This window comes from Rhizobium mesoamericanum STM3625, assembly GCF_000312665.1.
GTDB classification, from domain to species: domain Bacteria; phylum Pseudomonadota; class Alphaproteobacteria; order Rhizobiales; family Rhizobiaceae; genus Rhizobium; species Rhizobium mesoamericanum.
On the sequence record NZ_HF536772.1, the window covers coordinates 1,617,041 to 1,629,064 of the forward strand.

General features: G+C 57.9%; 11 protein-coding genes. 7 read left to right on the forward strand and 4 right to left on the reverse strand.

Annotated elements, in window-relative coordinates; genetic code table 11:
* Position 1: 1 nt before the first annotated feature.
* From BN77_RS07840 to BN77_RS07850, 3 genes are read left to right on the forward strand one after another with little or no spacing between them, the layout of a single operon-like run.
* The gene (locus BN77_RS07840; protein WP_007530270.1) at positions 2-838 is read left to right on the forward strand and encodes an ABC transporter ATP-binding protein; all 837 of its coding nucleotides are present in this window, start codon (positions 2-4) and stop codon (positions 836-838) included.
* Positions 835-1,674, forward strand: coding sequence for a dipeptide ABC transporter ATP-binding protein (locus BN77_RS07845; RefSeq protein WP_007530271.1), 840 nt, complete (start codon positions 835-837; stop codon positions 1,672-1,674). Before BN77_RS07840 ends, BN77_RS07845 begins: the two co-directional genes overlap by 4 nt.
* Positions 1,675-1,725: 51 nt before the next feature.
* A complete protein-coding gene (locus BN77_RS07850) occupies positions 1,726-2,259 on the forward strand; it encodes a gluconokinase (RefSeq protein WP_007530272.1) in 534 nt (177 codons plus the stop codon).
* Position 2,260: 1 nt separating this feature from the next.
* On the opposite strand, the gene BN77_RS07855 is transcribed toward BN77_RS07850, so the two are convergent.
* The 3 genes from BN77_RS07855 to BN77_RS07865 all read right to left on the reverse strand — a co-directional run bounded on the left by BN77_RS07855 (position 2,261) and on the right by BN77_RS07865 (position 5,130).
* On the reverse strand, positions 2,261-3,505 hold the full coding sequence (locus BN77_RS07855; protein WP_007530273.1) for an NAD(P)/FAD-dependent oxidoreductase: 1,245 nt from the start codon (positions 3,503-3,505) through the stop codon (positions 2,261-2,263).
* Between the two features lie 78 nt (positions 3,506-3,583).
* Positions 3,584-4,081 (reverse strand): isoprenylcysteine carboxyl methyltransferase family protein, encoded by a 498-nt coding sequence (locus tag BN77_RS07860; RefSeq protein ID WP_007530274.1) that lies wholly within the window; start codon positions 4,079-4,081, stop codon positions 3,584-3,586.
* Positions 4,078-5,130 carry a type III polyketide synthase gene (locus BN77_RS07865; RefSeq protein WP_007530276.1) on the reverse strand — a complete coding sequence of 351 codons (1,053 nt, stop codon included), beginning with the start codon at positions 5,128-5,130 and terminating at the stop codon, positions 4,078-4,080. Before BN77_RS07865 ends, BN77_RS07860 begins: the two co-directional genes overlap by 4 nt.
* 164 nt (positions 5,131-5,294) lie before the next feature.
* On the opposite strand from BN77_RS07865, the gene BN77_RS07870 reads away from it, so the two are divergent.
* The 4 genes from BN77_RS07870 (at position 5,295) to BN77_RS07885 (ending at position 11,573) form a co-directional block, all read left to right on the forward strand.
* On the forward strand, positions 5,295-5,900 hold the full coding sequence (locus tag BN77_RS07870) for a tetratricopeptide repeat protein (RefSeq protein ID WP_007530278.1): 606 nt from the start codon (positions 5,295-5,297) through the stop codon (positions 5,898-5,900).
* A gap of 49 nt (positions 5,901-5,949) precedes the next feature.
* Entirely contained in the window at positions 5,950-6,555 is a 606-nt protein-coding gene (locus BN77_RS07875) for an RNA polymerase sigma factor (protein WP_040676878.1), read from the forward strand.
* Positions 6,552-7,337, forward strand: coding sequence for an anti-sigma factor family protein (locus BN77_RS07880; RefSeq protein ID WP_007530283.1), 786 nt, complete (start codon positions 6,552-6,554; stop codon positions 7,335-7,337). The genes BN77_RS07875 and BN77_RS07880 overlap by 4 nt, the downstream gene beginning before the upstream one ends.
* 717 nt (positions 7,338-8,054) lie before the next feature.
* Positions 8,055-11,573 carry a DUF3427 domain-containing protein gene (locus BN77_RS07885; protein ID WP_007530288.1) on the forward strand — a complete coding sequence of 1,173 codons (3,519 nt, stop codon included), beginning with the start codon at positions 8,055-8,057 and terminating at the stop codon, positions 11,571-11,573.
* 138 nt (positions 11,574-11,711) lie between these two features.
* On the opposite strand, the gene BN77_RS34690 is transcribed toward BN77_RS07885, so the two are convergent.
* Positions 11,712-11,963 carry a hypothetical protein gene (locus BN77_RS34690; RefSeq protein ID WP_244426167.1) on the reverse strand — a complete coding sequence of 84 codons (252 nt, stop codon included), beginning with the start codon at positions 11,961-11,963 and terminating at the stop codon, positions 11,712-11,714.
* Positions 11,964-12,024 lie beyond the last annotated feature (61 nt).

A 12,024-nucleotide genomic window follows, 5' to 3' on the forward strand; every position in this document is an offset into this window, starting at 1 on the left:
GATGGCACTTCTTGAAATTGAAAATCTCGTAGTCGAATTCCAGACCTCGACGGGTCCATTTCGCGCCGTTGATGGCGTGTCGCTGAAAGTCGATGCGGGTGAGGTTCTGGCAATCGTTGGGGAGTCGGGATCCGGTAAGTCGGTTTCCATGCTCGCGGCGATGGGACTACTGCCGTGGACGGCAAAAGTGACGGCCGACAAGTTGGTCTTCGATGGCCGCAATCTGCTCGGCATGTCGGCAAGCGAACGACGCAAGATCATCGGCAAGGATATGTCGATGATTTTCCAAGAGCCTATCGCCAGCCTCAATCCGTGCTTCACGGTCGGCTTTCAGATCGAAGAGGTTCTGCGGATCCATCTGGGACTTGACAAGGCCGCGCGGCGCAAGCGCGCGATCGAGCTGTTCGAGGCGGTTGGCATTCCGAACCCGGCCGAGCGCCTTGGCCATTTCCCGCACCAGATGTCGGGTGGTCAATGCCAGCGCGTCATGATCGCCATGGCAATTGCCTGCAATCCAAAGCTCCTGATTGCAGACGAACCGACGACTGCGCTCGACGTCACCATTCAAAAGCAGATCCTCGATCTCCTGATGCGGTTGCAGACTGAGCATCGTATGGGCCTAATCATGATCACGCACAACATGGGCGTTGTCGCAGAGACGGCCGATCGCGTGATCGTCCAGTACAAGGGACGCAAGATGGAAGAGGCCGACATTCTGTCGCTCTTCGAGGCGCCGAAGAGCGATTACACAAAGGCGCTGCTTGCCGCCCTGCCCGAAAATGCCACGGGCGACCGACTGCCGACCATCGGCGAGATTTTCAAGGGAGCGGCCCAATGACGCCAGTCCTCGAAGCAAAGAACATTGTCCGCAACTATTATCTGCCGGGCGGCCTCTTCAAGAAGGAGAGGACCGTACATGCCGTCAAAGGCGTGAGCTTCAAGGTGGAGCAGGGCAGGACGCTGGCCATCGTCGGTGAAAGCGGTTGCGGAAAGTCGACTCTTGCCCGCATCGTTACGATGATCGATCCGGCAAGCGGCGGCGACCTGTTTATCGATGGCAAGAAGGTGGATATCGCTGCAGGCGATCTGACGCCGGAAATACGCCGCAAGGTACAGATCGTCTTCCAGAACCCCTACGGTTCGCTGAACCCGCGCAAGAAGATCGGCGATATCCTGATGGAGCCCTTGATCATCAATACCGATACGCCCGCCGCCGAGCGACGCGAATTGGCGATGGCGATGCTCAAGAAGGTCGGCCTGCAGGAGATCCATTTCAACCGCTATCCGCATATGTTCTCCGGCGGCCAGCGCCAGCGTATCGCGATCGCTCGCGCTCTAATGCTGAAGCCAAGGCTTCTGGTTCTCGATGAGCCGGTGTCTGCGCTCGACCTTTCGGTCCAGGCCCAGGTGCTTAATCTTCTTGCGGATCTGCAGGACGAGTTGAACCTCACCTATGTCTTCATCAGCCACGACCTGTCGGTGGTCCGCTACATGGCCGACGATGTCATGGTGATGTATTTTGGAGAGGCTGTTGAATACGGCACGCGGGATCAGGTCTTCAACAGTCCGCAGCACAGCTACACGAAGACATTGTTTGCGGCCACACCGCGGGCCGATGTCGACACCATCAGGGCGCGTCTTGCACGCAAAGGTGCAGCGCTTACTGCTTCATAAGGTTGTGGTTTGCCGTCCCTGGGAGTGCTGAAACGACGAGAGAGATCAGCAATGCCCGAGACTAATGCAACCCCTTACGCAATCATCGTCATGGGGGTTAGTGGTTGCGGTAAATCCTCGGTCGGCCGCAAGATTTCGGACGCCCTCGGCATGCAATTTGTCGAGGGTGATCAGCTGCATCCGGCATTGAATGTCGAGAAGATGTCGAACGGCGTTCCGCTGACGGACGACGATCGCATGCCTTGGCTTGATCTCATCGGTGAAACGATGCAAGCATCGCTTGATCGCGGGCAGGACGTCATCGTCTCCTGCTCGGCGCTGAAGCGCGCCTATCGCGACCGACTGCGCAAGGCAGTGCATGGAAAGCTCTTTTTCGTCTATCTTTCAGGCTCGAAGGAACTCTTGACGCAGCGCATGGGTGAGCGCAAGGGGCACTTCATGCCACTGTCGTTGCTGGAAAGCCAACTCGCGACACTCGAAGTGCCGACCGGGGAGCCGGGCGTCGTGACCGTCGACATCGACAATACGATCGAGGAAATCTCAAAAAAAGCGCTCCGTGATCTCAAGTCTTTGGGCGTCGCTTAGCTCAAAGGAAACGCTGCGGCGAATAGCCGGAAATATCGATGAATGGCTTCTCGCCTGTGATTACCTCCGCCAGAGCGCGGCCGGTGACCGGCCCCAGCGTCAGCCCGTGATGGGCGTGGCCGAAGGCGAACCATAGCCCGTCGTGTCGAGGCGCCTTTCCAATTATGGGCATCATATCAGGCGTGCAGGGGCGGGCGCCCATCCACGCCTCCGGGTCAAGCCTCTCGCCGAGCGGAAAGATCGTGCGCGCCACCTTCTCTGCTCGATCGAGCTGCACCGGGGTCTTCGGTGCATCCAGCGCGGCGAATTCAGCACCCGTGGTCAGCCGGATACCGCGGCTCATCGGTGCCAGAAGGTAACCCCGCTCGGTATCCAGCGTCCAGTTGTGGAGGGTCGCATTGTTTGCCGCGGCATAGTGCATGTGGTAGCCGCGCTTGACCCCGAGCGGAAAGGAATAGCCGAGCCGACGTGTCGCAACAGCGGCCCAGGGACCGAGCGCCAGGACCACATCTTCCGCGTCCAGCGAGCCTACGCTGGTCACCACCCTCCAACTCGTGCCGGAACGACCAAGGGAGTTGGCGTCGCCGGTGACATACTTTCCGCCGAGGCTCTCGAAATAGGAGCGATAGGCCTTAGTCAAGCCATACGGGTCGAGCACCGACCATGGATCGCGCCACCGAACGCCACCGACGAAATCTCCCGTGATATGGGGTTCGAGGCGCGCCACGGCGGCAGCGTCCAACTGTTCGTAAGCAACACCGAATTCGGCCCGCAACCGCTCGGCCTCTGCAAATTCTGCGTCGCGTCTGCTGGCGGTGCGGAAAATCTCCATCCAGCCATTCTTGCGTATCAGGTGCTGCGCGTTGGATGCTTCGATGAGGTCATTGTGCTCAGAGATCGAGTGCTCGATGAGCGGGGCATAGGCGCGGGAGATCATCTCGTGGCGCTTGGCATTGGAGTTCCACCAATAGCGGGCAAGGAATGCCAACTGCCCAGGCAAAGTCTTGAGGTGATAGTGGGCGTCGATACGGTTGTTGAAAGCATATCGTATCAGGAGTCCGAGCTGCTGCGGAAAGCCGTAAGGCACGACACCTTCGCGTTGAATGAGGCCGGCATTGCCGAAAGAAGTTTCATTGCCTGGCGGCTTGCGGTCGATCAATGTGACCTGCCGCCCCCGGCGCTGCAGGTGAATGGCCGTCGATACGCCGACGATACCGGCGCCAAGTACAATTGCGTTCTTTGTCATTGCCTGCATTCCGCCTATTCGAGGCAATGAAAATGCCGCTCCCTCTTGCTGCAGGCAAACGAAAAATTTCGTTTCATTTCAAAAACATTGTCGTCCTAGCGCCTTGTTTTCGGCTTTAATGCGAACATAGAGCATGACAGCGTTCAGCAAAGAAAAAACCGCAGCATAGGCGGGCATCCCGAACGCCAAGGGAAGGACGGCAATCTCGCCGGCCACGACGACGTAGTTCGGATGGGCTAGGAATCGATAGGGTCCGCTGCTGACGAGCGGAGCTCCCGGCAGCACGATGATGCGTGTCGTCCATCGTCCCTTGAGTGTACCGATGACCCAGAGCCGGCCCGCCTGTAGAGCCAGGAAGACGGCAAACCATAGCGGTTCGATCGGACGATCAATCGCCAGCAGCCACAATCCGGCGATCCAGCAGCTATGCAGGGCCACCATGTAAGGGTAGTGCTGCGGCGCGGCCTCCTTCGCACCGCTGCTTAAAAGCACCTGCGTATTGTGGTGGGCTAGGCCAAGTTCGGCGAGGCGTTGTACCGTCACGAAGGCGAGGAGTGAAATGGAGGGCCACATCATGCGGCCCTCTTCAAGGTCACGCAGCTTGCGGTGAAGCCCGGTCCCATGGCGACCATGGCGCTGCGCGGCGGCAATCCAGCTTTCAGGGCGCGCTCCAGCACGAAAAGAATCGTGGGAGACGACATGTTGCCGTATTCGGCAAGCACCGCGCGTTCGTGATCCAGCGTGCCTGCTTCAAGAGAGAGGGCACTCTCCAGAGCTGTCAGAACCCTTGTGCCGCCTGGATGACAGATGAAACGATCGATATCGCACCGCGCGAGGCCATTGCGGGCCAATATCCCGTCGACGGCCGGGCCGAGTTCCGTCTCGGCAAATGGCGGTAGCGATTGAGCGAGAACCACCCCGAAACCGGTGTCGTCAATCTTCCAGCCCATAATTCCCAGTGTATCGGGAAAAAGATGCTCTCCAGTCGACTCGACCTCAACGTTTCCTTCCGGCCCTGCCCGGAGGATGCAGGCCGCAGCGCCGTCGCCGAAAAGCGCCGTGGCGATGATGTTCGCGCGTGTCAGTTCGTCTAGCCGGAACGCCAGAGTGCAAAGTTCGATTGTCACGAACAGCACCGTTGCGCCGGGCCTATCCCGGGCCAACCGCGAGGCGATGGCGAAGCCGGAAACCCCAGCAGCACATCCGAGCCCGAAGACGGGAACGCGTTCGATATCGGAGCGAAAGCCCATCTTCAGTGCGAGCTGCGCATCAAGGCTCGGCGTCGCAATCCCCGTGGACGAGATGGTGACGATGCAGTCGACATCGCGCCCCTGCAGTCCGGCCCGCGTGAGTGCATTGGTGGCGGTCTCGAAGAACAGGCTGCGCGCTACTTCGCCGTAGGCTTCCATCCGGTCCTGCCAGCCGTGCGGCTCGATGAACCATTCCAGGGGACGCGCGGCATAACGCTTCCGGATGCCGGCATTGTCGAAGACGCCGGCGAGGTGCGAAAAATCCTTGAACCGGGACGAAAACAGCCGGGCGGAGGTCTCGGCCGCTTGCCTTTGCGTGATGACATGCTCGGGCGTCGCGACGGCAAGACTCAGCAGTTTTACGGTATCACTCACGGAATGCTCCTTTTGGTCGGCGCGTGAGCAGCTAACACCTCAGACCTGCATTTATTCGTCGGCGCTGGAAGACGCCTCATCGAAAAAAACAACCGGCGCACCGAATAAAGTGCCCGGCAACAGTGTTCATTCCTCGCCAACGTCATTTTTCTAGGAGATATCCCATGACGATCGCGACTGTTCGTATTGCTTCCATCCTGGTCGGCGGCTGCATTGCCGCGTTTGCGCTCTCCGCTCCCGCGTTTTCCATGGGCGGCGGTGGCAGCAGCAGCGGTGGCAGTAGCAGCGGCGGCTCAAGCACTTCCAGCGGCTCGGGAGGCAGCAGCAGCGAAAGCACCATGCCGACCTGCAAGAAAGGTCAGATGTATGACAAAAGAACGAAGAGATGCGTCAAGCAGAGCAGCGCCAACGTGACGGAAGAAAACCGCACTGACTATGCTTACTCGCTGGCAAAGGCTGGTCGCTACGAAGAGGCGCTAGCCATGCTCGATACGCTGAAGGATCCGAATACCGCAGAGGCCCTGAACTATCGTGGCTATGCCACCCGCAAGCTTGGTCGCACGGACGAAGGCATTTCCTATTACCTGAAGTCCGTCGAGCTAGATCCCAAGTATGCGCAGGTGCGTGAATATCTCGGCGAAGCCTACGTCATCAAGGGACGCCTCGATCTTGCCAAGGAGCAGTTGGCAACGATCAAGACGATCTGCGGCACCGAGTGCGAGGCGTATCGCGATCTTAACGAAGCGATCCTCAAGCCTTCGAAGATGTGACCTTGACCAAAGCGGGAAAGCGCAGTCACCGTTGAATGGGTTCTTCCAAATGCCGGTCGCGTACACCACATTTCCTGCCTATAGTCACACAACACCAAAGCCGTCAGTACAACCGGCGGCTTTGGAAGGAAAACCGGTGGCGGAGGCTCTCATCGCAAGCGAAGCCGATATTAGAAGCGGCCTGGCAGACAATCTGTTGCGGCTGTGGCGCTATGGCCTTGTGCTTTCGCATCGCCGCGATGTTGCCGACGATCTCGTGCAACAGACCTGCGTTCGCGCACTTGAACGCGTGGAGCAGTTCGAGATCGGAACGCGACTCGACCGCTGGCTGTTTTCGATCCTGCATTCCATCTGGTTGAATGAGATCCGGTCGCAACGCGTGCGTCTTGGTCGGGGCTTTGTCGATGCAGACGACGCCTTGGTCGTCGATGGCGCCCGCGACACGGAGACGCATGTCATGGCAAACCAGGTTTTGCGGTTGGTCAATGCTCTGCCTGATGCGCAGCGGGCGGCCGTTTTTCTCGCCTACGTGGAGGGTCTTTCCTACAAGGAGGTGGCGAGCGTATTGGATATCCCGATTGGAACCGTGATGAGCCGCCTTGCTGCCGCGCGTGCCAAGATCGCAGCGAGCGTCTCGGAAGAGGGGGGCACATGAACGACAAGAACCAAATCCCCTCCGATGAGGAATTGACGGCCTATATCGACGGTGAGCTGTCGGACACCGAGGTTTCGCGTATCGAGGCAATTCTCGGTTCGAACGAGCACGCAGCAGCAAGACTGGAGTTCCTGTCGCTGAGTGGCCTTCCGTTCCAGGAGGCATTCGAGCCGCTGCTTGGGGCAGCTCCGAAGGCGGCGCTTGATGCCATGGTCGGTACTATGCCGGCTGAGATAAAGCCGGTTTCCGCCCGCTCCGGCCGCCGCGGCTTCCTTGGTGCGCTTGCGGCCTGTCTTGTCGCGGGCATTGTGGCCGACCGGGCCTTCATTGGCATTCGCAACCGAGTTCATGCGCCTGATGAAAGTAGTGAATGGCGCGCTGTCGTTGCCGAATACATCGCACTCTATACCGCCGATACCGTGGCCGGCCCGTCGCCTTCAAGCGAAGACCAGCTTGTCCAACTTGCCCGGCTCAACGACAAGCTTGGTCTGTCCTTGTCACCCGAAGCGTTGTCACTGCCGGGCGTCGAGTTCAAGCGCGCCCAATTGCTACAGTATGACGAAAGGCCGCTCGCCCAGATCGCCTATCTCGATCCGGAGGCAGGGCCGCTTGCGCTCTGCATCGTTCGCTCGGACGTCGGCACGAAAGAACCTGACGTTGAAGGCCGGCTCGGAATGAACGTCGTCTACTGGTCGAGCGCAACACATGCCTTCATGCTGATCGGCCGCATTCCGATCGATCGGATGCAGGAATTGGCAGAGGATGTGAGGACGAGGGTCTAAGCGTGATGCGTGCAGAGAAATTTGGCTGAGAAGCTTAGATTCTCGCACCCATTCCAAAGCTTAGTCAAATTTCCTTTGAATTCCCTCTTTTCCGATCACGGCCAGTCGTGGATGCCACCTTCGCGCCTGGATTGGCCCCAGTCAACGCATGCTTAGAGCGACAATAATTTCCGCTTCTGGACCCGAAGCGAGCCTTCGCTGCGATGGACGGGACTGTGCTTATCGAATGTAAGGGATAATCAAGAGTTGGCTGGGGAACCTGGATTCTCACATGAGTTCAATGGCTTAACAAGATGGCCTTGAAATCCCCTCTGTTTTTCCGTCGCGAGCGACCGTGGATGCCACCTTTGTGACCTGGCTTTGGGCCTCAGTCAACAGGAGGGGTATACCGGCAATAATTTCCGCTTTCGGGGCGAAGTTGTTTTCTGGCCGTCACCTTGTTAACGACCGCTCATTCCCGTCATAGCTTTCATTCCTGCCGCGTCCCAGAAGTGGTCGCCTTGGTGAATCGGCGAGACGGCAAGTTTGCGCCAATGCAATCTTGAATCGAAGCCGCCACAATTCTCTTCCTTAGATTGAACGCGCTTCCACCTCACGGTTCCACATTGGATGCCGCCTCGGCCAGGTGCCGAAAACGCGGCGGGTTCTCAGAAATCATTGTGTGGAAAAGCATCAGCCATCCTGGGATGCTTCGGCGATGCAGCCCATAGTTTGCCGATGATCCAATGCCCTTTCTGCACCGCCGAACTGAGCCGCATCGCCTTTATGGACGATCAAGTCGTCGCCCTGTGGGACGCCTTCCCGGTATCGCCAGGACATTTACTCATCGTTCCACGACGGCATGCGGCGACATGGGACGATCTTTCATCGGACGAGAAGCAGGCAATCTGGCAGAACATCGACAGGGCAAAAATCGAGATCGAACGAAAGCATAAGTCGGATGGGTACAATGTCGGTTTCAATCTGGCTGAGGCTGCAGGACAAACGGTCTCCCATTTTCACCTGCACGTCATTCCGCGCTGCCTAGGTGACGTCGACGATCCGAGAGGCGGCGTCAGGCATGTTATCCCGCACAAAGGCAACTACCTAGCCCAGGAGGTGAGCAGCACCGAAGCGTTAAAGCGCTTGGTCACTGGCGGAAGTGACCACCTTCTGCCCCATCTCATCATGCATATGGACGAGGCGAACGCCTGCGACATCGCAGTAGCATTTCTGCTTGATAGCGGCGCCAGACTGATCGTCGAACATCTGAAAGATTTTCTGACCCGCGGTGGACGAGCCCGAATTCTCGTCGGCGACTACATGGACGTGACGGAGCCGATGGCTCTGCGGCGTCTGGCCGATCTCGACGGCGATCTGACGTTCCGGGTCTTCGAGGCTGCGGAGCAGGGATTTCACCTCAAGACCTATATCTTTTTATCGGGCAAGGAGGGCGTGGCATTCGTCGGCAGTTCCAACCTGTCAGAGGCGGCGCTGACCACATCCATCGAGTGGAACTACAAGGTCATTTCCAGCCACGACCGATCGGCCTTCCCCCAGATCACCAATGGCTTCGAAGACCTGTTCAATTCCTATAGCGCCGTCTCCGTCACGCCGGAGTGGATCGACCGCTATGAAAGCCGGAGGAATCCGCTAGGCTTCCAGGATGCTGGCTTAGCATACGAGCCGCCGCTGCCCCCTCCCGAACCCCACGCCATCCAACGGCAGGCCCTCGCAGCGCTCGAGCACACACGGCAGGACGGATTTACTGCGGGCCTTGTTGTGCTCGCTACCGGTCTTGGCAAGACTTGGCTGGCGGCCTTCGACAGCGATCGCCTCGAATATCGTCGTATCCTCTTCGTTGCCCACCGCGAAGAAATACTCAATCAAGCGATCGAGACATTTCGACGTGTGCGACCGACAGCTCGGATCGGAAGATTGGCAGGCGATTGCAAGGACACGGATGCCGATCTCCTTTTCGCCTCCGTTCAAACTCTCGGCAAGGTGAACCAAATCAAGCAATTTCGAACGGACACCTTCGATTATATCGTCATCGATGAGTTCCATCACGCAGCAGCGACCACCTACCGACGCATCATCGATTACTTCGAACCAAAGTTCCTCCTCGGTCTGACGGCGACGCCCGAGCGGAGCGACGGAGCGGATCTCCTCGGTCTGTGCCAAGAGAACCTCGTCTTCCAGGCCGGTGTCCATCTGGGGATAGAAGCCGGGCATCTCTGCCCCTTTCATTACTTCGGCGTCCCGGACAATGTAGATTATCGAAACATCCCTTGGCGCAGCGCGCAGTTCGACATTACAGAACTCACCGCTGCTGTCGCCACAGAAACACGAGCGCAGAACGCGCTCGAACAGTACCGACTGCGCGGTGGGACGAAGTGTATCGGCTTCTGCTGCTCCCAGACACATGCCGATTTTATGGCCGACTTCTTCAACCGCCACGGCGTGCCCGCTGTCGCCGTCCATTCCGGCATAAACTCCGCACCTCGCGCTACGTCGCTGCAGAGACTGGAAGCGGGCGAACTCGAGGTAGTGTTTGCCGTCGACATGTTCAACGAAGGTGTCGATGTCCCAAGTATCGATACCGTGTTGATGTTGCGGCCAACGGAATCGACTATAATCTGGTTGCAACAGCTCGGCCGCGGTTTGCGAAAGTCCGCAAACAAGAAGCGTCTCGTTGTCATCGATTATATCGGCAACCATCGTATCTTCCTCACCAAGTTGCGTGCGATCGCCTCGATTGCGAATGTCGATGCGTCTTCTGGTGGCCATATCCGCGAGCTCCTGGAACGGCTGCGAGGCGATCAGATCAATCTGCCCACCGGTTGTGAGGTGACCTATGACCTCGAGGCACTCGACATACTGCGCATGCTGGTGAAACCAGCCAGCACCGAGAATGCACTGGAAGACTTTTACCGCGACTTCCTGGAGCGGCATGGCATCCGCCCAACAGCGTCAGAGGTTTTCCACTCAGGCAACAATCCAAGAAGCAGCAGCGAACGTTCCTGGCTTGGTTTCCTAGAACGCATGCGCGGGTTGGACGATCTGGAACGATCGACTTGGTTCGAGCATCGGGATTTCTTTAAGGAGATGGAGAAGACCGAATTAACCCGAAGCTACAAGCTCGTGACGCTTCTCGCACTGTTCGATGAGGAGACCGTGCGGGACCGCTGTACCGTCGATGAGCTCGTCGAGCGCGTCGCGCAGTTGGCCTCTCGAGTCCATAAGCTTCAGCAGGATTTCTCTGTCGATCTCGCGGATCGGAAAGCGCTCAGATCGCTCGTGTTAAGGTTTCCGATCGATGTCCTGACGAAGCTGCGGGATAGCGAGGGCGCTCCGTATTTTGACTTGCGAGAAGATCAATTCGGCTCAGTCAAAGTTCCACGGGATAGGGCGACGTTTAGCCAACTTCTGCGGGAAATCCTCGATTGGCGTCTTGCGCAATATTTGAGCAGAAGCGGTGTTCCCAACGAGCCGGCTGAAGTTGTTTGCCGCGTCGCCCGAAACACGAGCGGACAACCTATCTTATTCCTCCCGACGACGTCGGGCGCAGGGCGGCTGCCGGAAGGTCCCCTGGACGTTATCGTAGACGATCAGCCGATGGAGGCTACTGTTGCCAAGATCGCAATTAACGTTGTGCGGAGAGCCGACGATTCCTCCAACCGCTTGTCCACCATTCTTCGCGGATGGTTCGGCGACGAAGCCGGACTTCCGGGCAAAGGCGATCGTGTCCGATTCCGATTCCAGAGCGATGTCTGGCGCATGGAGCCGCTGGGTGTGCAGGCCCAGGCGCAGGCAGGCCTTCGGGTTTGGGAACGCTATTCGCGCGAGGCTATTCCTCCAGCTTTCGGGCTAACCTTCGATCAGGCGACGTGGAATGCTGGTTTTGTGCCAAAACCGCCTCACATCTTTCTGCTCGTCACCTTGGAGAAGGAGGGGATGATGGACGAGCACCGCTATGCTGATCACTTTACCTCAGCCACGGAATTCTCATGGCAAAGTCAGAATAGGACCAAGCAACAATCGAAGCATGGCGAGATGATCCGTGACCATCATGCCCTGGGTTTTCACGTCCACTTGCTCGTCCGAAAGACGAAGAAGATCGGACCCAAGCCGGCACCATTCATCTACTGTGGCGAAGTGGATTTCGAAACTTGGACAGGCGAGATGCCGATTACCGTGACATGGCGACTACGTGAGGCGGTGCCGTCGACCCTTCTGTCACAACTAAAGATCTGAACTATTGGCGCTGTGTGCCCTAGGTCGCAGCGTATAGGTCGCATCATAGAAATGAGCTAGATAGGTGGCGATCCGGCAAAATTCTTGTGTAGCACAAGTTGAACGTTGACCTTTCGCCAAACGCACGACCATGATCGCTCATCGTTTCATCACGTGAATGAAAACTTGATGCATCTGGCTGAGCCTTTCCAACTCTTTCTGCAGCGTTGCGTTTCGATCGACCTGGAAGTTGATCCTGCAACCGCAAGCATCTTTGCTTTTGCGGCGGTGCGCGATAATGCTCGCCCCCCGATCTTGGCAAAAAAACGCGATCTCGTGATAGCGCTCGACCGCCTGGAAGCAGAAGCAACCGGGGGCGTGCATCTGCTCGGCCACAACATATTTCGGCATGACTTGCCTCATCTGTTCGCGGTGCGCCCTGGGTTAGCGAATGTTTTGCGATCACCGATAG

Coding starts and splice junctions, on each gene's coding strand:
- BN77_RS07850 (WP_007530272.1), top strand. CDS start 1,726: ATGCCCGAGACTAATGCAACCCCTTACGCAATCATCGTCATGGGGGTT.
- BN77_RS07880 (WP_007530283.1), top strand. CDS start 6,552: ATGAACGACAAGAACCAAATCCCCTCCGATGAGGAATTGACGGCCTAT.
- BN77_RS07840 (WP_007530270.1), top strand. CDS start 2: ATGGCACTTCTTGAAATTGAAAATCTCGTAGTCGAATTCCAGACCTCG.
- BN77_RS07870 (WP_007530278.1), top strand. CDS start 5,295: ATGACGATCGCGACTGTTCGTATTGCTTCCATCCTGGTCGGCGGCTGC.
- BN77_RS07875 (WP_040676878.1), top strand. CDS start 5,950: ATGCCGGTCGCGTACACCACATTTCCTGCCTATAGTCACACAACACCA.
- BN77_RS07855 (WP_007530273.1), bottom strand. CDS start 3,505: ATGACAAAGAACGCAATTGTACTTGGCGCCGGTATCGTCGGCGTATCG.
- BN77_RS07845 (WP_007530271.1), top strand. CDS start 835: ATGACGCCAGTCCTCGAAGCAAAGAACATTGTCCGCAACTATTATCTG.
- BN77_RS07860 (WP_007530274.1), bottom strand. CDS start 4,081: ATGATGTGGCCCTCCATTTCACTCCTCGCCTTCGTGACGGTACAACGC.
- BN77_RS34690 (WP_244426167.1), bottom strand. CDS start 11,963: ATGCCGAAATATGTTGTGGCCGAGCAGATGCACGCCCCCGGTTGCTTC.
- BN77_RS07885 (WP_007530288.1), top strand. CDS start 8,055: ATGATCCAATGCCCTTTCTGCACCGCCGAACTGAGCCGCATCGCCTTT.